Source organism: Prevotella marseillensis (genome assembly GCF_900625065.1).
Classification (GTDB): domain Bacteria; phylum Bacteroidota; class Bacteroidia; order Bacteroidales; family Bacteroidaceae; genus Prevotella; species Prevotella rara.
Window position 1 is genome coordinate 68,667 of the sequence record NZ_UYXY01000003.1, and the last position, 22,075, is coordinate 90,741.

At 41.7% G+C, this 22,075-nt stretch carries 13 protein-coding genes; 8 read left to right on the top strand and 5 right to left on the bottom strand.

Going from position 1 to position 22,075, the window contains the following annotated elements; all coding sequences use genetic code 11:
• Window positions 1–120: 120 nt before the first annotated feature.
• From EJL04_RS14470 to EJL04_RS14485, 4 genes are all read right to left on the bottom strand, one after another.
• Window positions 121–894 carry a porin family protein gene (locus EJL04_RS14470; protein ID WP_164511790.1) on the bottom strand — a complete coding sequence of 258 codons (774 nt, stop codon included), beginning with the start codon at window positions 892–894 and terminating at the stop codon, window positions 121–123.
• Between the two features lie 944 nt (window positions 895–1,838).
• Complete coding sequence (locus EJL04_RS14475; protein ID WP_125105479.1) at window positions 1,839–3,626, bottom strand: aminopeptidase P family protein; 1,788 nt, start codon at window positions 3,624–3,626, stop codon at window positions 1,839–1,841.
• Between the two features lie 225 nt (window positions 3,627–3,851).
• Window positions 3,852–7,517 carry a hypothetical protein gene (locus tag EJL04_RS14480; RefSeq protein WP_125105480.1) on the bottom strand — a complete coding sequence of 1,222 codons (3,666 nt, stop codon included), beginning with the start codon at window positions 7,515–7,517 and terminating at the stop codon, window positions 3,852–3,854.
• 133 nt (window positions 7,518–7,650) lie between these two features.
• Window positions 7,651–9,273: a transcriptional regulator gene (locus tag EJL04_RS14485; protein ID WP_125105481.1), complete on the bottom strand. Its 1,623-nt coding sequence runs from the start codon at window positions 9,271–9,273 to the stop codon at window positions 7,651–7,653.
• 477 nt (window positions 9,274–9,750) lie between these two features.
• Between EJL04_RS14485 and EJL04_RS14490 the strand changes: the two genes are divergently transcribed.
• Window positions 9,751–10,743, top strand: coding sequence for a malate dehydrogenase (locus tag EJL04_RS14490; RefSeq protein WP_021853564.1), 993 nt, complete (start codon window positions 9,751–9,753; stop codon window positions 10,741–10,743).
• Between the two features lie 164 nt (window positions 10,744–10,907).
• Here the strand turns inward: EJL04_RS14490 and EJL04_RS14495 are convergent, their stop codons facing one another.
• Complete coding sequence (locus EJL04_RS14495; protein ID WP_164511791.1) at window positions 10,908–13,808, bottom strand: M16 family metallopeptidase; 2,901 nt, start codon at window positions 13,806–13,808, stop codon at window positions 10,908–10,910.
• A gap of 418 nt (window positions 13,809–14,226) precedes the next feature.
• Between EJL04_RS14495 and EJL04_RS14500 the strand changes: the two genes are divergently transcribed.
• The 7 genes from EJL04_RS14500 to EJL04_RS16445 all read left to right on the top strand — a co-directional run bounded on the left by EJL04_RS14500 (window position 14,227) and on the right by EJL04_RS16445 (window position 21,465).
• Complete coding sequence (locus EJL04_RS14500; protein ID WP_125105483.1) at window positions 14,227–15,285, top strand: sensor histidine kinase; 1,059 nt, start codon at window positions 14,227–14,229, stop codon at window positions 15,283–15,285.
• Window positions 15,285–15,995: a LytR/AlgR family response regulator transcription factor gene (locus tag EJL04_RS14505; protein ID WP_164511792.1), complete on the top strand. Its 711-nt coding sequence runs from the start codon at window positions 15,285–15,287 to the stop codon at window positions 15,993–15,995. The genes EJL04_RS14500 and EJL04_RS14505 overlap by 1 nt, the downstream gene beginning before the upstream one ends.
• Before the next feature lie 40 nt (window positions 15,996–16,035).
• Entirely contained in the window at window positions 16,036–16,461 is a 426-nt protein-coding gene (locus tag EJL04_RS14510) for a DUF6515 family protein (protein WP_125105485.1), read from the top strand.
• Window positions 16,462–16,465: 4 nt separating this feature from the next.
• Window positions 16,466–17,632 carry an Lcl C-terminal domain-containing protein gene (locus tag EJL04_RS14515; protein WP_125105486.1) on the top strand — a complete coding sequence of 389 codons (1,167 nt, stop codon included), beginning with the start codon at window positions 16,466–16,468 and terminating at the stop codon, window positions 17,630–17,632.
• Between the two features lie 23 nt (window positions 17,633–17,655).
• Window positions 17,656–18,585, top strand: a complete 930-nt coding sequence (locus EJL04_RS14520; protein WP_125105487.1) for a metallophosphoesterase family protein — start codon at window positions 17,656–17,658, stop codon at window positions 18,583–18,585.
• Between the two features lie 536 nt (window positions 18,586–19,121).
• Window positions 19,122–21,251 (top strand): autotransporter outer membrane beta-barrel domain-containing protein, encoded by a 2,130-nt coding sequence (locus EJL04_RS14525; protein ID WP_125105488.1) that lies wholly within the window; start codon window positions 19,122–19,124, stop codon window positions 21,249–21,251.
• Window positions 21,252–21,291: 40 nt separating this feature from the next.
• The gene (locus EJL04_RS16445; protein ID WP_156316891.1) at window positions 21,292–21,465 is read left to right on the top strand and encodes a hypothetical protein; all 174 of its coding nucleotides are present in this window, start codon (window positions 21,292–21,294) and stop codon (window positions 21,463–21,465) included.
• Window positions 21,466–22,075 lie beyond the last annotated feature (610 nt).

Consider the following 22,075-nt stretch of genomic DNA (forward strand, 5'->3'; position numbering starts at 1 on the left):
CTGACTTTCAGCGGTTAAATTGCCCATGCAAAACGTTTTATTGAGCATATGAAACGTAGTTCGGCGTAGCCAATTATAAATTATGAATTGTGAATTATGAATTGTGACTACAGCTCCGGGTTAAAGTCCCAGTCTGTAGCCGAGCGTCAGCGTGAAAGCCGAAGAACGCTTCAATTTGCCGTTAAGGAGGTAATACTCCAGAAAATAGCTGGTTCCGTCGGTCGAAAGATTCTTCGCAACAATCTCGTCATCTTTTATGTCGAGCAGTCCAAATTCATATCTTGCATCAAGTACGAAACGTTTGTATTCATACGAGAGTCCCAGAGGTATGGTAACATCAACCTTACGGCAACGTTCTTTTATGTCTGTATATTTGCCGTCCCACGGTTGTCCGTCAAATATCTCTTTGTATCCCCTTGGATATTTTGCGCTCAGCATGAAGTCTACCTGCACTCCGGCTTTAACGGCGAGACCTTTATATATATAAAAGTTAGCCATTACAGGCACACTGAGGTAAGAAAGCTTCACTTTATGCCCGTCTCCATCTTCTTGCCAGAATTTAAGTTCTTTATCATACATGTCATCGTCTATTTGTCCGGTTCCGGGATCCTCCAAAGGCCCTTTAAGATAAGCATACCCCCAGATAAACTTGTCGAAACCGCATCCGCGCTCCGAATAATCAAGCCCCAAAGTTACTCCGAGCCATTTTGTAGCCATATATTCGGCCTCCACTCCTACCTTTATTCCGGCTTTATACGCAGTATTGTCAATGCCGCTTACATCTGAAAAAGTTAGTCCTATCTTTGGCTGCAAAGAAAATTCGCCTGCCTGACGCTGCGCAAACATCGTCAGAGGCATAAGAAAAACAGCAATTAAAGCAAAAAGTTTTTTCATACTATTTTTATAATGATTAAAATTCCACACCAGCAGTCTGAACACATGGTCTGACAGAATCAGACATTTATATAAATGTATTAAAAAGACCATTCTTCACACTCTTTCCCCTTCAGCATTGCTCATTCGACATTCTTATGGGGCGATATTCTGGTATCGTTCACGGGTTCAAATATTCTTTTAAGACAGGTTCCGACTGCAGATTTAGCAATATTTTACAAAAATAAGAATATTTTTTGTCTCATCAAAACTTTAAACACTTTATTTTTTAATTTGCCGGCATCAGCATGCAGCAACCTGAAGATAATATTTCATGAAGGAAGAAAACCTAAGCAAATCACATTGCTGAATAAAAACGGACTTAGCTTCCTTTTTGATTTTCTTTGACGCTCTCATACTGAGATATTTGAAATTTAAAATCTGTTGGACGAAAATTCGGGCAGTTTTCGCGTGCAAACGTAATCCTGTGTGTTATAATGCGTTACGGCAGAATCTGGCAATATGTGCAACATTTTTGTCCCATTTCGGACAAAAAAGCTATTATTTCAATAAAAAAACAGGCCTGTTTTCGCCTTAAAAGCGGTGCTTTTTCCACTAAAAAGTGGCCGAGTAATTTTTCAAAAGCATACCTTTTGCATGATAATGTAAATATACTTTACCGATGCAAGCCATAAAAGCGCTTTCCGTTTTCTATTTCGGCAGAAAATCATGACATTTTTGTGATGACACTTTGAGCGGCAAAATACCTGATAAGATGACAATGTTTCAAATCATGAACGTCTGTCTTATGCCATACATCTTGTAAAAATAAAATAAGCGGAAGTAGCCCAAGGTATTCCTTAAAGGACGACTTCCGCTTATAAAGTTACAGGAAAACAACTGCCGATGAGGTGTTATGTTACATATTTTAGCCTGTAAATCAATAAAGAGCAAGATTCACGGCATCAGATTTCTGCACAAGCCGATGCCAGCCACTCGCGGTCTTCGCCTTCGAGATGCGGCGAAAGGCGGTCGTAGACGGTGCGGTGGTATGCGTTGAGCCACTCTTTTTCTTCAGGCAACAGCATCTCTTTCTTAACCGGAGCGAGGTCTATCGGACAGAGCGTAAGCGACTCGAAGCCGAGGAACGAGCCAAACTCGGTGTCGCGATATGGCACGGTGAGCAGCGTGTTCTCTATCCTCACGCCAAAGCGTCCGGCAAGATATATGCCCGGCTCGTCGGTAACGGTCATGCCTTCAACGAGCGGTGCAGGCCTGTATTCCATGCGTATCTGGTGAGGACCTTCGTGGACATTGAGATATGAGCCTACGCCGTGGCCCGTGCCGTGCATGTAGTTGAAGCCGTAGCGCCACATGTCTTTGCGGGCGAGCGCATCGAGCTGTGTGCCGCTGGCGCCGCGCGGAAACTTGCAAAGCTCCAGCTGTATGTGGCCTTTCAGCACAAGCGTATAGACGAGTTTCTGCTCCTCGGTTACATCGCCCAGGGCTATGGTGCGCGTTATGTCGGTGGTTCCGTCGAGATACTGCGCGCCCGAATCTATCAGAATAAGCCCTTCGGGACGCAGCGGCACGTCGGTTTCGGGCGTTGCCTCATAGTGAACAATGGCTCCGTGCTCCTGATAGGCAGCAATGGTGTCGAACGATATGTCCTTAAACAGCTTCTGCTCCGCGCGCAGCGATGTCAGCTTGCGGTCGACGCTCATCTCGGTCTCACCGCCGGCCTCAACGGCAGGCTTAAGCCAGCGCAAAAACTTCACCAGAGCAACGCCGTCGCGCAGCATAGCGCTGCGGAAGCCTTCTATCTCGGCACTGTTCTTGACGGCCTTCATATATGGTATGGGCGACGGCTGCGCCACCTTCTCGCATCTAACGGCACTGAACAGCGTATGGTTTATCTCGCACGGATCGAGCAGTATGTTATATTCAGAATATGCAGCCAGGGCATCTCTCACCTTATTATAATCTGCGGTGTCTACGCCCTCGCCCTTCAGATACTCACGCACGCCGTCGTCGAGCTTGGCGCCGTCAACGAACAGCGTGGCATGACGTGACGTTATGAGCAGATAAGACACAAACACAGGATTGCAGTGGACATCAGAGCCTCGCAGATTGAGCGTCCAGGCTATGTCGTCGAGCGCGGCGGCAAGCATTCCGCAGGCGTTTATGTCCTTCAGCATTGCGCGTATGCGCTCCAGTTTCGAGGCGCACGACTCTCCGGCATACTCCAGCGGATGAACGGTTATCTTGTTCTGCGGCACCGGCGGACGGTCGGTCCATATCTGCCCGAGCGGATCAAAGTTGGTTCTTACGGTTATGCCGCCCTCATTCCGAAGTCCGGCAATGAGCTCTGCCACCGAAGCCTCGGAGTTGACCATGCCGTCGATGCCCACAACGGGACTCGAAACGAAAGAAAGCTTCTGGCCGAGCCACTTTATTATCGACGGCGTGCCCTCAACACGCTCTTTCATCAGCTTAAACTCCGTGCCTTCGAGCTGCTCGGCAGCGGCAAGGAAATAGCGCGAATCGGTCCACAGCGCGGCAGCGTCCATCGTAACCACGGCAGTTCCCGCCGAACCGTTGAAGCCGGATATCCACTTGCGCCCCTCCCAGTGTTCGGGCACATACTCGCCGTTGTGAGGGTCGGTAGAAGGGAATATAAACGCATCGATGCTCTCGCGGCGCATCACGTCGCGCAGGGCTGCCAGTCTTTGTTCTATAATAGTGTTCGTCATAATGAATAAGATTTTTCAGAATAGTCTGAACAAAGATAATTCTTTTTAGACTTAACAGCAAACTAAAACAGAAATAACCTGATTATTTTTTAGCAGATACCTTAGAAGCCGTTTGCATCTACACTTAGCATTTTTAGGATTAAGACAAAAAGAATCAGCGGACAAGGGATAACCCCTGCCCGCTGACATCACAGAAAAATTTACTACATTAAGAACCTAAAAAATTTATTTAAGCATAACTTTCTTAACTATGCGCTGGCTGCCGCATCTTACGTCTATCATGTAAACGCCGCCTGCCAGGCCATCTACTACAACGGTTCCGCCCTCAACGTCGAATGAACGCACCATCATGCCGGCTGTGTTGTATACGAGCACCTTAGCCTCGCCGTCAACAGTGATCACGATGTTTCCGTTTTCAACCTTAATGCCTTCGCCTGAAGTTATTCCGCCGATACCTGTTGTCTCAGGCTTAACGCCTATAGTCTTCAGCGTCAGTTCAGGATAAGCCGCATTGGTCATAGAGCAGTAAACATTCTCGTCGAAGTTCTTCATGAATGTTGTAACGCCGTTGTCAATAGTATAGTCAGTGCCCTCAACGAGAGTTGCGCCTGATTCTGTTGTCCATGTGTAAACTGTAGGATTCTCAGCCACCATATACTCGCTGCTCAGGTCAACCTTACCACCGTCAACAGTAATCTCAACGTCCTTCTGAGGAGTATACTTATAGTTCATCGGGTTATAGATGTCGAATACAGGCAGAGTGCTGAACTTAAAGTTATTGTCGTAAGCGTATACCATGCTATATTTATCTGCCTGGCCTGACATATCGAGCGATGAAAGGTTATTGCCGTCACAATAAAGTTCGCGTAATATCGGGCAATTAGTAACATCAAGAGTCTTCAGCTTATTACGTGAAACGCTCAGCTGATACAAGGCGGGAAGCTCAGGAAGAACCAAAGTTTCAAAATTATTGTCACTAAGTTGCAGTGTTGCCAACTTTGTATTGTTGCTAAGGTCTATTGCCGAAAGCTTGTTATTATTCAGCGACACGTTTGTAAGATTGGTAAGTTTAGACAAGTCAATCTGCTCCAGGTTACAATCTGACAATGTCAGGAATCCAAGGAGAGTGTTGTTACTCAAATCAATCTCTGTCAAGCCTGCATTAGCTAATGTAAGCGTAGTCAAATCTTTCAACTTAGAAATGTCAGCCTTTTCCAATGCTACGTTGGACATACTCAGAATTGTAAGGTCACAATAAGACTCATCATAGCCGTAAATTGTTATATTCTTGTTGGCACCAAGCTGTGATGTCAATGTTGTATTTCCACTACCCAACATACATTCAGCCAGTTTACCGTCACCGAAATCTACATAAACAGTCTTAGGAGTCTTGGCAGCCAATATCATCCTTACTTCAGAGCCCACTTCTGCGGTACTAACCAAATTAGCCAACACAAATTCCGGTTTTTCAGAAGTTTCAACGAGAGTTGTTGTAAGAGTCAGATCAGGATAAGCCTCGTTTGTCAGCTCAGCATATACTTTCTCTTCCTGTACTTTCAAGAATGTAGTAATACCATTTTCAATGCTGTAGTCTACACCTTCTTCCATTACATTTCCGCTTTCAGTCTTCCATGTAAACTTGGTATTCTTGCCCTTAAATGTCACTTCAGAAGACAAATCTACCATGAATGATTTTTCTGCAATAGTTACAGGATTCTGGTTACCGTAAACAAACTCCTGTGCCGTAGTCTGAGGCAATGTGCTGTATGTAAAGTAGTTTCCTTCAACATTCAGTTTCTCAAGTTTGGTGTTATATGCCAAATTTACTGACTTAAACTTATTGTATGACATATTCAGGTCACGAATGTTGTACATAGTTGTAAACATATAGTCTGAAACCTCGTTGTGTGAGAAGTCCAGAACCTCTACTGACGATGCTCTGCTTAAGAAAGACAAATCCTTAAGTTTGTTGCCTGAACAGCTGATATCAGACAGTATTGGAGCTGAAGCCTCAAATACAATGCTCTCAAGTTGATTATTGTCACAACTAAGCATCTTCATATTCGTAAGTCCTTTTATGCTCAATGTTGTAAGTTTATTGTTGTCAAGCTGAATAGAGTTGAAACTAAAATTGTTTGACAAATCAATTTCTGTAAGTTCATTATTGTTAAGATTAAGATTATCAAGAGCTCTTGATTTATTAATATTCACACTACTCAGTTTCATTCCTGAAGCATCGAAGTCTTTAAGCTGTACTTGCGAAGCAGTGTAAATCTTTATATTTGAGCCCTTAACCTCACCACTGATCTCTTGCGGTGTGTCAGACAGAATAAACTCTTTAAGTTCACCATCACCAAAGTCAACTTCTACTTTTTCATCCTTACCGAATGTAGCCACATTCATTGCAAACTTCTCACCAACAGCCATACCGGTTGTCATCTCTGCTGCAAGCGTTGACTTACCCATATCCTCGGGATTAAGAACCATAAAACGTGAAGTAGATAAGGTCAAATAAGGATAGGCGTCACAATTGAATTTACAGCATACACTATCCTCCTGTGCCTTCAGGAAAGTAACAACACCCTTGTCAAACGTATAGTCTTCACCAGCGACAAGACGTGCTCCTTCTCCGTTATATCTACTTGGATCGTAAAGATACACATCAACCGTTGTTTTGTAATCAGGACTATAAATGTCCTTAGATAGATCTAACGGTTCAGCTACAGAGTGCTCTCTCTCAACAGCTATATTTTTTTGCATTGAATATTCATAAAAGCCTACGCCATCATGAGGGAGTGGCAACGTATTGAATGTAAAGCAGTTACCACGAATAATCAACTCAGCAAGATTCTTGCAGTTAGACACATCCAAATTCTTAATATAGTTATCAGACAGATATATTGAGAAGAGTTTATTGTTCTTTGAAATATCAAGTTCTGTCAGATTATTACCCTGTCCAAAAAGATATATAAGTTCAGGGTTGTTGCTTAAGTCTATTGACTTAAATTTATATGGACTAGTATCTTTTTGAGTAAAATAAAGTTCTCTTAATTTTGTATTTTTGCTTAAATCAAGCGTTGTTATTTTCGTATATCCAATACTTAGAATTGACAATTCTGGGTTCTTGCTCACATCAATAGTAGACAATCCTGTCTGCTCTGCTGAAAGACGAAGCAGATACGGATTATTTGTAACATCTATAGTTGTCATATTGCTTGCTCCATATACAACTATTTCGCGAATTTCTTTGTTTTTAGAGAAATCTATATTGCCAAGTTCAAAATTAGTCTGAGCATAAAGCCAAATAAGGCCTTCATTTTTCGTTATATCCAAAGTCTTTAATTGGTTATCCTGGCAGTCAATATAATAAAGTGCAGGATTATGTGTTACATCTAATTCAGTCAATACATTATGACCACAATCAAGATAATAAAGTTTGCTGTTCTTTGTCAAATCCAATACAGACAAACCATTACCATTACAATTAAGTACCTCAAGATTTTCGCAGTTTGACACATTTATTCCTGTCAGGCTAATCATAGGACAGTAAAGGAATCTTATAAGCGTCCTGCTGCCATAAACCTTAACGCTACCTTCACTTGCGTTTCCCTCTATTTGTATGGTATCCTTCTTGCCTATCTCATAATCCTCCACTGTTCCACCACCGAAATCAACCTTGATAGAACCACTCTCTGCATCAGATGTACCCACATAGAATGAAATTGCAGACCCTGCAGTTTTCAATTCCAACACGCACTCGTCCTCTCCGTCAGGAGCCTGAACGTTCATGGCATTACTATAATGTGGAACAGTCCACAACGCCACCAACAACATCAAAAGGGTAGACAACAACCTGTTATCAGTTCCCCTGCTTGTAAACAAATTCTTCATAAGCATTAAAAATTTAATTCGCTCCAAAGATAGGCACATTCTGATTAAACTTCAAGCTTATTAGGGGGATAAAAAGGGGACCCTGGTAGTGTTTTTATGGGGATATATCGTTTTTTTGCCCTAAAACAGGAGGTTACACATTAAAAGAAAAAAGATATTGATACATAGAATGTGTATCTTCAAGTCCCATTTTTCTTGCAATTTTCTGTTTTTTCTTTTTGCAATATTCTGATGTTATGTTCAAAAGGGAGGATATTTCCTTATTATTCAGGCCGATATATACCAAAGAAATAAATCTTATCTCATTTGCGGTAAGATTAGGATGCTTTTCTTTAAGTCGAAGGACAAATTCTTTGTTAGATTCTTCAAAATAAGTTGTAAAATAGCTCCATTCTTTATTTTCAGAAAGATGCGACTTGAGTTCACGGATATTCAAGTCGAGCTGTGAATTCTTTTCGATGTTCACATCCTTCGACAAAGAGTCTATAATATTCAGCACGGCCTCGTTTCTGTTTGCCATGAACAGAGCCTTAGACATCAGTTCGCGGTTCTTCTTCTCAAGCTGAAGCTGAAAATCTTTCTGGTCAAGCATGCTCTGTGCCTCCTGCTCTTCAAGTTTCTTCGCCAGCAGTTCCTGATTTTTCTTCTCCTGTTCGAGCTGAAGCTCCACAATCTTCTGACGCTGCTTCACCTTAACCATGTGGTTAGACAAGGCCCATATCAGCACGACAACCAGCACCACGATAAAGACAATCAGAATCTGCGTGCGGGTTTCCCGGGCATGATATTCACTTATCTCTTTCTCCTTCCTAAGCAGTTCAAACTGAATACTGCTGTTTTCGAAAGCCACCCTGTCGATACGCACCTGCATGGAGTCTTTGGCTACTATGAACGAGTCTTTGTATGCAAACGCAAGATTATACTGTTTCATGCAGAGATATGCCTCACTGAGAATTTCATAGAAAGGCTGCTTTCTGACAAGGTCTGTCTCGTTAGCGATGCCTTCATTAGCCATTGCCACTGCACTGTCATAGTCTCTCATCTCGATATAGGCCTTACACATATTTATTCTTATGTCCTGCCTTATATCCGGATACAGGTTCATCTTTATGACACGTTTTGCAAAAGATATGAGAGCCTTATACTGATGCGTCTCAAACAAATAGTCGGTCTTCAGGGCTTGCAGGGACATCCATTCCTCTGTATTGGGCTTAACCAGCTGCTCGGTTATATTCATATATACCCTACACTCCTCAAGATTGCCCATATCTATCGCCGAAATGGCCACGTTGAGCGCAGATCCCCGCAGAAAGGTTGTATCCTTTATCTCTTTTGCATAATTATAGTTGCGCTTGAAATATTCGTTTGCCTGCAAATACTTGTTGCTTTTCAGGTAAAGATATGCCATGTTGTTCAGGGTTGACATTTCCTCGCGCTTGCTGAGTTTCTCCACCGAAATCTTATATGCCTTCGACAGATAGTCTAAAGCGTCGTCATAATTGAGCATCTCGGCAAGATTGAACGCCCAGTTGATATGACAATGGAACACCATCTCGTAATCGTTCTTGCGTTCTGCCATCTCACGCAGCTTTGTCAGCACCTCAAAAGACTCTTTATAATTACGCTTGTCCGACAGTCTCTTGGCAGTTTCCAGCAGAGAGTCCTCATAGTGAGTCCTGCCTTCAAACTCCCTATACAAGGCATGCATGCAGACAACATGAAGCAACAACACCAGCAAAAAGCAAAATCTTTTCATAATATTACTGACAAGAAAAGCAAAACATACAATATGAATACAACACACGCCATACTGACTTCTGTGCAGCTGCAAGCCATGACATCCGGAACCACCATATATATTAAAATAGGATGAGCCGAAACTCCCGGCACGATTTATGGTCTGCAAGCCGGCACAGCCGGACATCTCCTGACGATTAAGGACGCCAGGAGACACAGTATGTACCCTATATAAGGGCAGGCTTGCCCATTTTAGACGAAATCACATAATATTTTATATGATTTTGCAAAATAGACATTACAAAGATATGTCTTTTTAAATTTAATAACAAACTAAAATACTAATAAATATTTTATATCCATTCTTTTTACTAAATTTGCAAAAGTAAAGCCGCATATCGGACTATTTTAAAAGAGGTATGACACACCATGCCTGCGATTACGGTAAAAAACAAGGACAATTGAATGTCTTAACAATAATAAAACACAAGTTATTATGAAATTCTTAACTAACGAAAAACTTACAATCGTCGGCGCAGCCGGAATGATTGGTTCAAACATGGTTCAAACAGCCCTCACAATGGGTCTGACTAACGACATCTGCCTTTATGACGTTTTCTCACCGGAAGGCGTTGCTGAGGAAATGCGCCAGAGCGGTTTCGGCGATGTGAAGATAACAGCTACAACTGATGTAAAAGAAGCTTTCACAAACGCTAAGTATATCATCTCTTCTGGTGGTGCTCCACGTAAGGCCGGCATGACACGCGAGGACCTGCTGAAAGGCAACTGCGAGATTGCTGAAGGACTTGGCAAGAACATCAAGGAATATTGCCCTGACGTTAAGCACGTTGTTATCATCTTCAACCCGGCTGACCTTACAGGTCTTGTAACTCTGCTGTACTCTGGCCTGAAACCTTCACAGGTTACAACTCTTGCTGCTCTTGACTCTACACGTCTGCAGAGCGCACTGGCTAAGAAGTTCAACGTTATGCAGAGCGAGATCGAAGGTTGCGCTACATATGGTGGTCACGGAGAGCAGATGGCAGTATTCGGCTCACACGTAACTATCGACGGCAAACCTCTGACAGAAATCATCGGCACACCTGAGTTCACAAACGAGGAGTGGGAGCAGATGAAGGTTGACGTTACTAAGGGTGGTGCCAAGATTATCGAGCTCCGCGGACGTTCTTCATTCCAGAGCCCGGCTTATCTCTCTGTTGAGATGATCCGTGCCGTGATGGGTGGCGAGCCTTTCCGTTTCCCTGTTGGAACTTATGTTTCTAACGAGAAATACAACCACATCATGATGGCTATGAAGACTACTCTCGACACAACCGGCGCTCACTATGAGATGCCGCAGGGAACTGCTGAGGAGAACGCTAAACTCGATGCTAGCTACGAGCACCTCTGCAAGATGCGCGACGAGCTGGTTACTCTGAACATCGTTCCTGAAATCTCTGAGTGGAACAAGATTAACCCGAACCTGTAATTAATTTATACAAAAAAGTCCCGGCCAAAAGCCGGGACTTTTTTTGTATAATTGAGAATGGAGAATTGAGAATGGATAATTATGATTACACTTTATAATTAGGAATGAGTTTAAATCATCAGTTCCAATTATGAATTGTGAATTGTGAATTATGAATTAAAAAATTACATTCTGTATATTTCCTCCAACTTCAATTCTGTTATCTTTCCGTATTTTGAAAGTTTCTGCATGTCAAGTTTCGACTTGTCGCCTACAATAATCAGGATGTAGGGACGGCCTTTCACATTTTTATTATAATAGTCGTAGACATCCTCGTCTGTAACGGTCTTCAACGACTCCGCCAGGGCGGCGTCAGGATCGGCCTTATAGCCTTGCGCACGATACAGGGCTATGGTCTGACCTATGTTGCGGAACGAAGGATAACTGTTGTTTATGCCGTTGAGCATCGAGCGGCGGGCGTCGCTCATGTTCTTGTCGCGCACGGGCATGCAGGCAAACAGACTGTCGAGCGTTGCCACTGCATCCATTGTCTTGTCGGCTTGAGTGCCCATCATTGTAGTGAAGCCTACGGGAGCGTCAGCATGAAGCACTGGCGACGGCAACTCTGCCGTGCCGTAAGCGTAATAGGCAAACGAGCGCAGCTCGCGCAAATCCTGAAACATCACAGACGACATGTCACCTCCGAAATAGCGGCTCCACAGCTGCAGACAAGTGCGCCCGTCCTGGTCTGGCAGTGGGGCAAGCGGCGTGTATGTGGCCACTACGGTCTGGCGTGCCTTTGGGTTGTCTAATATATATACTGTCGGGGCGTCATACTGCATCAGTGGCTTGTAAGTGTCGGTATATGGTTCACAGGCTTTACTTACAGGCAACAGTCTGCTGACCTCCTGCCCCACCGATGCCGCGTCGCGGCTGCCGCAATAAACGACAGACAACTGCACGTTCTGCAGACTGTCAAACAGGCTGACAAGTTCTTCGGGCTTCATCTTTTTGACATCACCGACAGACACACGGTTGAGATAAGCCGACTTGTCACCGTAGACTATCTTCGACAGCGCAGCTTTTGCAATGCTCGAATTGTCTTTCACAAACGCCATGTCGTTAAGACGCCACGCACGTTTCAGTTCAGACATCTGCTTCTTGTCAGGCTTAACCGACGAGAGGAAATGGGCCAACAGCCTCAACGAGGGCTCAAGGTTGCGCTCAAAGCCCTGCATGGATATGGTGAACGAATTGTTGCCGGCACTGAAACTGAGCGTAGAACCGACGTTCTGCAGGGCACGGCGCAGCTGCTGACTTGTAAGCGAGTCGGTGCCGAGAGCGTCGATATACGATTCGAGCACACCAAGACGCGGGTCGGCCTCCTTTCCCTTGTGATAGATAAGTTGCAAGGTGAACACGTCATTAATGTTATTCTTTACGGCATAAAGCTCCGCCATGCGGCCGAGACTTATGCGAGAGGCATCACGGTCGAAGTCGATTATGCGCGGCTCAACATCCTTGTGCCCCATAGAGTCGAGCATGGCGGCATAAGCCGACTGCGCCGTTATGTTCTTTGCAGACATGGGCTTATATCCCGGCTGCGACACCTTGTCGGAAGGATAGCTGCCGTATTTCTTCACGAAGTCCATATATTCGTTGTTGAAATATTTGCGCGCCACGCGCATCACGTCGTCACGGCTCACATTCTCTACTGCCTGCTCACGTGCAAGATACTCCGCCCATGAGTCTTCGCCGTTGCCGTAAGCCTCAACCATCATCCATCCACGTTTGTCGGCATCTTCCAGCTTGCGCTTCAGCTCTCGTCCGGCTTCCATCTTCAGCGCCTGCAGGTCGCTGTCGCCGAAGTCGCCGTTCTTCACCTTGTCCACCTGCTCCATGCACCTGCGCATAAGTTTCTTGCGCGAGCCGAACGGCAGACTCGGCACTCCTGCCACAAACGTTATGCCGGCATCCTTCAGCGCGGCAGTCATGGCCGTGGCCATAAGCGCGTCGCCGTTGTTGCTTATAGAGTCGAGCTTGCCCGAACCAAAGTTGTTTGTCAGCAGTCTTACGGCTATGTCGAGCGCGGCCTCGTCGGCATGTCCGTGCGGCGGTGTGCGGAATGCCATAAGCTCGCCCTTAACTATAGGATAAGGTATGCGCAGCCTTACTTCGGGCTGCGACGCGAGCGACACGGGCATAAACTCGCTGCGCGCCGGAGCCTCGCCTACCCTTATACGCCCGAAAGTGCGCTCAAGCAGCGGCATTATGGAGTCGGCACACACATCGCCGGCAAGTATCAGCGCCATGTTTCCTGCCACATAATAACGGTCGTAGAAGCTTTGCATCTCGCTCAGCCGCGGATTTTTCAGGCTTTCGGTGCTGCCTATTATCGGATAGGCATAAGGCGTGCCGCCGAAGAAGTTTTCCATCACGCGTTCGTATGCGCTCATCAGCACATTGTCGGAATACATGTTTTTCTCTTCGTACACTGTTTCTAGTTCGCTCTGAAACAGGCGGAACACGGGACTGACAAGGCGTTCGCTGTTGAGCGACGCCCACTGGTCTACATACTGCGGCAGAAACGTGTTGTAATATACGGTATAGTCGAGGCTCGTTGCGGCGTTAAGCCCCGAACCTCCGTAGCGCGACACAAGATTGCTGAACTCGTTGGGTATGGCATACTCGGCAGCCTTTGCCCCAAGCCGGTTTATGTCGGCCTGTATCTGCCGGCGCGTTGCCTCATCAGCGGTCTGCGCCAGCAGGTCGTATTTGGCTGATATCGAGTCGAGCCATGGCCGTTCCTTCTCATAGTCCACCGTACCAATCTTGTCTGTGCCCTTGAACATCATATGCTCAAAATAGTGTGCAATGCCCGTATTTGGGCAGTCGGCAGCTCCTGCCTTCACCACCACTGCGCCGAACACCTTAGGCAGCGAGTGGTCTTCGTTTATCCACACGGTCAGTCCGTTACTCAGCCTTATCTCCTTCACCTGCATGGCCTTGTCGTCATAGCCGGCGGCGTGTGCCGAAAGACCGGTCAGCGCCATAAAGAATGTCAGTAAAACAGTATGTTTCATCATATCCTCATATTGAATTTGGCGTGTCGCAGCGAATACAGCCCGTACAGCACCAGTGTTTAATGTTTCCACAAAAATAATAAAAGCATTATCAATTTTATTAATAACATCAAAAGATTAATACATACTTAAATTACATTAAGAAAATATATCATGCAGTTTGAGCCTAAACCTCTACATATACATCAAAACAGTTATAAAACATTACAGAAGCTCAAAAAAAATAATATTGATAAGAAATAACACTTTATTGAAATATTATGGCTTTATATTGAAAATATTTTGTTGCTGTTTGGTATATAAATAAATTTGCATCATGAATGAATAATAAACAAAATAAAGCTAAAAGACATTCTATGAAAGTCATTCGAAATTTAGAGTAATATTAATTTATAATAACAACTAAAATTAAATATTATTAATGTTCAAGATAAAAGAAAATACTTTTGAAAATACGATTTATATAATATTATGGATTGTATTGTTTCTTTTTCCAATAATAATCTTAGGCAGTTCAAGAGACGTTAGATTGGAAAGAATAATACTTGAATGGATCAGATTTTTACCATTTCTTCTATTATTTGTCGTACACAATAAATTTCTACTACCCACCTTATTCCTTAAAAAGAAATATATAACTTACGGATTGATAACAATAATATGCATCATCTTCTCTGTAATGCTGTTTCCCGTATGCAGGGAAATACAGATGCTAATACTTCCCGCAGAACCTCCGTATCATATGCAGATAAACATAGCCAATAATACATCCGGCTTATTTAAAATAAAAAAGTTATCTGACAATATAATCTTTATGGTTTTACTCTTGGCACTTAACCTACTATTAAAATACTTTTTCATTCAACAAAGAAAAATAAGGGAAGAGGAAACAAAGAATAAAGAAATGCTTCAGACCGAACTGAACTTTTTGAAAAATCAGATAAGCCCTCATTTCTTCATGAACACATTAAATAATATTCATGCATTGATAGACTATGATCCGAATATAGCAAAAGAAACTGTCATATCACTCTCACGGTTAATGAGACACATTCTATATGAATCACAATCAAAAAGAATTTCAATAAAAAAAGAAATAGATTTCATAAAAAATTATATTGAACTGATGAGACTCAAAATATCAGAAAAGGTTCCCATATCATTCTCTATACCAGAATATATTCCAGAAAAAACGATACCTCCGCTTATATTCACATCATTGATAGAGAATGCTTTCAAGCACGGAGTTAGTCTCAAAGAAAGAAGCTATATTAAAATTGATTTATCATTCCCTGATAAGAATCAAATGGAGTGTCGCATCATAAACAGCAATCACCATACCACATATAAAGAAGGCCATAAAGGTATAGGATTAGAGAATACAAAAAAGCGGCTTGATATAGAGTTTCCGTCTGCTTACCGACTAAATATAAATAAAACAGAAAAAGAATTCATAGTAATTTTAAATATACCGATATGATTAAATGTATAGCTATAGACGATGAGCCTCATGCCCTAAGACAATTATCAGAATATATAGAAGTTGTTCCTTTTTTATCTCTTGAAAAAGCGTTTGAAAGTGCAATCGAAGCTTGTATCTTTTTAAAAGAGAACACTGTAGACCTGGTATTTGTCGATATAAGCATGCCGGATCTTAATGGAATAGATTTTGCCAAATCATTATCAAAACAAATAAAAATAATATTCATTACCGCTCATAGTGAATTTGCATACGAAGGCTTTCAGATAGATGCTGCTGACTATCTGCTCAAACCAATTAGCTTTACAGATTTTTTTAGATCTGTAAATAAAGTGAACGAAAGATATTTCCGACAGAACAGCAGTTTGCCTGAAATCCATCAGAGCAGAGATTATCTTTTCATAAAATCAGAATACCGTATTATACGCATAAATTTCAAGGATATAAAATACATAGAAAGCAAACGTGAGTATGTAAAGATATATCTTGAAGGAAACGAGCCGATAAAGTCCCTGATGAGTATGAAAAAAATGGAAGAGACTCTACCTGAAAATATATTCATGCGCGTCCACCGTTCTTTTATCGTCAACCTTGACAAGATAACTATAGTAGAACGCAACAGAATTGTTTTCGACAACAAGGTATACATTCCTATCAGCGAGAATTATGGTGAAAAGTTTCTGAAATACATGGAAAAAGGTTTTATATAAATATTCCATTGATTGTTTCACTTTTTAGAAATAAAATATTATGAAAGTATTTGTTTATTTTATGTGTGCCCAATTTCTGATGACTGGATGCAGTACAACAGTAAAGGCTATTACTACAAAAAAGGATAAAATTGTTGTAATTGAACATCGCCATCATAAAGTCCCGAAAAGAGCTATTATACTTGTGGGTTCAAGAATAAAGAAAAGGCCGGTAAGGAGTATCGTTATTTACTACAACAGTGTACCCTATTTGTACGCTAATGGTGTATACTATAAATTTGTCAATCATGAATATGAAGTAATAAAGCCACAAATCGGCATGACAGTTCCTACTTTACCTAAAGTTGGTTTAAAGAAAATAAGAATGAAGGACGAAATGCTATATTCCTACAATAATGTGTTGTACAAGAAAATTATCACCTCAAAAGGAGTAAGATTTAAAGTTCAAGGATTTGTAAACCAATAAAAGTATGAAAAGATTGTTTTTATTGTCCGCTACTTTAGTTAGCCTACAGATGGTATACTCACAAATAAAGTATCCGATAGTTGACACCGGGCAGAAGGATTATTATAGCAATAATAGTAAGATTGAAATGCCAATGCCGGGAGAGGATTTTTACGGACAAGACGCATGCATTCATGGCTACCAGCCAAAGTATAAAGACAATGGTGACGGTACCGTCACAGATCTTATCACTGGACTCATGTGGGAAAAGAATATGGGAGAGAAGCTCACATTCGAAGAAGCCAAGAAAAAAGCAGAATCATTACGCACAGGAGGGTATAATGACTGGCGCATTCCTACTGTAAAAGAACTGTATTCATTGATTCTGTTTACAGGACAAGCTATGGGTGAACGGACCATCCGGCCATTTATTGACACAAAATATTTTGACCAGCCTATAGGCGATCTTAATAAAGGAGAACGCGAAATTGATGTACAGACTTGGACTTCAACCATATATAAGGGAACGACCATGAATGGGCAGACTACAATTTTTGGTGTTAATTTTGTAGACGGTAGGATAAAAGGGTATCCATTGAGAATGAGAGGTAAAGAAAATAAAATGTATTTTCGCATGGTAAGAGGAAACACCGAATATGGCAAGAACCAACTTGTAGACAATGGAGATGGAACAGTAACCGATTATGCAACTGGGCTTATGTGGCAAAAAGCTGACAACGGAAAGATATATGATTGGAAAGGTGCTCTAGCTTATGCAGACACTCTCAGTCTTGCCGGATATACAGACTGGTATCTACCTAATGCTAAAGAACTGGTATCTATCGTTGATTATGACCGTTCACCATCGTACACAAACTCACCTGCCATATCTCCATTGTTGGAATGTACATTGCATAATCTATATGACGGAGTGAAAGATTATGCGTATTATTGGAGTTCTACCACTCATCTTGACGGTCGTAATCCATACGAAAGAGCGGTGTATGTCTGCTTCGGGCATGCCTGGGGAAGAGAGCCTCACACAGATGAATTATGCGATGTGCACGGAGCAGGAGCACAGCGTAGCGATCCTAAATCAGACAATCCATCTAATGTACCATATTTTTTTGGTCCTCAAAAAGATATGCAATGTGTTTACAATGCTGTAAGATGTGTCCGTAAGATTAAATGATGAAATTATTAAATTTATAAACAATGAAAAAGTTAATGTTTACAGCCATATTCTTTTGCATGTCATTGGTTATGGCATTTGGAAATAATCCATGGAAATTTGCCGTTGTTGGAGATACGCATGTTCCCAATGCTTATACGATAAAAAAGATTGTTCCAAAACTTCTTGAAGATAAAGTTGAAGTTGTGTTGTTTGTTGGCGACCTGATACAGGGAGGCAAAGGACAAAGTGCCGAAGGCATGACTAAAGAGCTTACAGAATGGAAAAAACTGACAAAACCACTTACTGATGCTGGCATTAAAATACTTGCAGTACGTGGAAATCATGAAGCCGATGTGAAAGGAAATAATATTGAGGCATGGAAAAGAATAATATCTCCTGAACTGAATGTTGTATACACCTATAAGAATATTACATTCGTAGGCTTGGACAACTACTTAAACGGAGAAAGGACTGTAGATATAGAATGGTTGAAAAAAGCCCTTAATAGAATTGATAAAGGCAATATTATAATTCCATTTGGACATGAACCTGCATTCAGTTGTAACACCTTTCATCCTGTCTGCCTTGATGAAAACACGGAAAACAGAAATAAATTTTGGAATCTGCTTGAAGAATACGATGTAAAATATTATTTCTGCGGGCATACTCATCAATATAATTTAAGCCAGATTAGTCATAATGGACATACTATACAACAGGTAATAAGTGGGGGTGGAGGCGGTTCCCTTCAAATAAAACGTGGAGGTATAAAAAACACAGACAATTATGAAGTAAAGCCTATTGATCTGAAAATCGAAACCGGATATGTATTAGTACAAGTTACCAATAATGAAATAAAAACCCAATGGATAAAAATATATGATCAAAATGTAAAGAAACATTCTCAAAATCATCAAAGAAAAAAACTGAGGAGAAAACAACAACCGCCATTACATAGGCCTACTTATTGATAAAGATTCAGATATTAATGCGTATTGACTTTGTTTATAATTAACTTTTGTCTTTACGCATTTTTTTACTCTGATTGCAATCCTAATTAAGAATAATGCATAATACAAAAATATGATAATTCTCAGATTTAAATAAGGAAAGAGAATTTTAATCCCAACAAGGCAAAGCAATAGATATTTCATCATAAACAAAACTCTCATAGGCAATATAAAATGAATTCACATATCATATTGTTTACCCAACATAAATACAATAAAGCAGACTATACAGATAATTTTATACAATACATATAACCAACAAAAAAATCGACAAAATCGTAAAAAGTATATATAGTTTTACGTTTTCATTATAAATTAGTTTCAAAGCAATAATTTATTTACATTTTTTATATTTATTGGAATTATATCCATATATTTGCACCTTGGATATATTACGATTCTGAATTATCTCTTGAGGCACACAAAATCTCACCTGCATAAGATATAATACAAGATATTAACTATTAAAAAATCGACTAATTTATAACACTAATTTTATGAAAAAACTTTTACACACACAAAGAAGAGGATTGGCGCTCTGGCTGCTGACCCTTATGTGCTTGGCCTCGGTAAATGTATGGGGACAAGAGACGGTTTATCTTGAAGAAGACTTTTCAAGTGCAAATGAAGGAACAAACAATAATACTAGTGGTCCTTCAAATAAATCATGGAAAAATGATAAATTTCCTATAACGACAAATACCTATCAAGCTGGTGGAACTGTAAAATTGGGAACGAGTAGCAAAACTGGATCCATAACAACCAAGACGTTAGATTTATCTTCTAACAATGGCATTTTCTACGTTACTTTTGATGTTAAAGGTTGGACAAACGTTGAAGGTAAAATTACAATTTCACTTGACGGAACGAAAAATGAAACAGTTGAATATTCTGCAACCATAAACGATGCTTTTGAGACTAAAACAGTTGAAATGTCAGGTGGAACATCAAATTCAACAATCACGATTGCAACTACTTCAAAACGTGCTTTTATTGACAATGTTAAGATTTTTGCAAGGAGTTCAATTTCAGAAAACTTTCATTTTTCAAAAGACTATGCAGTAATAGAAATCACAGATGAAAACTTTGCAGAAAAGTTACCTACATTGACAAATAATTTTACAGACAAGAACGTTACATATTCAAGCTCAGAACAGAATGTTGCAGAAATAAATAACACAACAGGAGAAATAACTATAAAAAGTTGTGGAACAACTACAATTACAGCAGAACTTAAGAGTGAAAATGCTACTGCTTCGTATGAGCTTACGGTAAACAAGACAGCCGCAACACTCGAATTTGAACAGCCATCATATACAGTGAACTTTGATGAGATAATTACTCTGAAAGCCGTATCAAACAATCCGGATGCACAGATAACCTATTCTGCAACTGAAGGCGACTGGTATATAGATGAAACATCGGGCGAATTCTTGGCTGGCACTACAGCCGGAAGCGTAACCATTACTGCAACACTGGCAGAAAGCGACAAATACACCGGCGCAACTGCAACATGCACAGTGAATATCGTTGACCCGAACCAGCAGGTTTATAGCGACGTTATCACAGCTGAAGATTTGGCTGCGACAACTACACAATATATAGATTTCTCTGGCGTAACAAAGACTTCAGATGCCGTTTATGCAGGTAATTCTGCAAAGAATAACACTGGCTCAATCCAACTAAGATCAAGCAACAGCAATTCTGGAATTGTTGCTACAACATCAGGTGGAAGAATATCTCAGATAATTATAATATGGGATAATTCAACTGCAAACGCCAGACAAATTGATGTCTACGGAAATACAAATCCATATACAAGCGCAGCAGAACTTTATGAAACAAGTGGTAATACAAACCAAGGTGAACTTATCGGCAGCTTAGCAAAAGGTGAAACAACACTGACCATCGAAGGCAACTATCCTTATGTTGGAATAAGAAGCAACGACGGAGCATTATACATCAAAGACATAACCTTTGTATGGGAAAAAGTGTCAGAGCCTACCACCGGTTCATTCTCAATCACCGACGCCGGATTCGCCACATACTACACCAACAAGGCGTTTGTAATGCCGGAGAATGTGCAGGGCGGAATTGTAACTAAAGCCAACAATGAGACAAGCCAGCTCACCGTAAGCTACAACTATCAGCCGGGCACTGTTGTTCCTGCTAAGACTCCTATCGTGCTTAAAGGCGAGAAAGGCGACTACACTGTGAACTACACTACATCTGAAGAAACGGCTCCTGCAGGCAACATGCTCTATGGCGCAGACAACGTTGACGCAGACGGAATGACATTTGTTGAGGGAACCAACGTTAAATACTACAAGCTTGCACTTGGCAACGACGGCAAATGCGGATTCTACTGGGGCGCAGCCGACGGCGCAGCATTCGAATACACAGCCAACCGCGCATTCCTTGCCATCGACATAACAGACGCATCGCAGGCTCCTGAAGGCTTCTCGCTCGACGGCGACGGCGGCACAACTGGCATAAACGGCGTTATGAACGGCAACGACGACAGCCAGAAGATTTACACCGTAACCGGCGTCTACGCAGGCAAGAGCCTCGACAAGCTGCCCAAAGGCATATACATCGTAGGCGGTAAGAAAGTAGCAGTGAAATAAACAACAACATTAAATAAGACAGATAAAGGAGAAACATATTATGGAAAAGTATATAAAACCGGAATGTAAAATAGTAGAAGTAAAGTTTGAAGGCAACCTGATGCAGGCCTCTAATATTCCCCCGACATCGGATACAGATCTCGGATGGAACGACGAAGTCAGCGACAACCCTATGCTCGCGCCTGAGCACAAGAGCATCTGGGGTGAAGATTAACCCCCAATGCGGCATCGGCCGCATACGGCTTAATACATGTTTTTTATGATTCAGTTTGACGGAGGGGCATGCGCCATGACGCATGTCCCTCCGGTGTTTTTATCCCAAATCAGCCATAAGGGTTTGCTCTGTATTTTTGCTTAGCGGATTTTAGTCAGATTTTTCGCAGGCATAACGGGCTATGTCAAGAAAAATCTGACGAAAACCTTGCCTGGCAATATGCGGTCTTTTGTCTTGCGAAAGGTATGCTTTCAGACTGCAGAATGTGGTCTTTTACGACACAAAAGGATAGCTTTTGCCTGCATGGGCTGAGTCAACCTCTGTCAGGAGCAGGCGGAGAGCCGGTCAACCTAAATCAGTAAATATAACAAATCTGTACGAAAAAATATTTTTTCTAAAGACTCATCACTCGTCACATAATGGTTTAACCTTCTGATAATCAACGTATTGCAGCGTGACGAGTTGCCGTTTCAACTCATCACGCATTGTCTTACCCTGAAAAAAGTTGACTCATAAATAAAATAATTATGAGGAAAAATAAATCACAAAAGGGTCAATATCTTCAAAAAGTGATAGATCTTCGCTCTTCAGGTGTAAGTTTTTTGGGAAT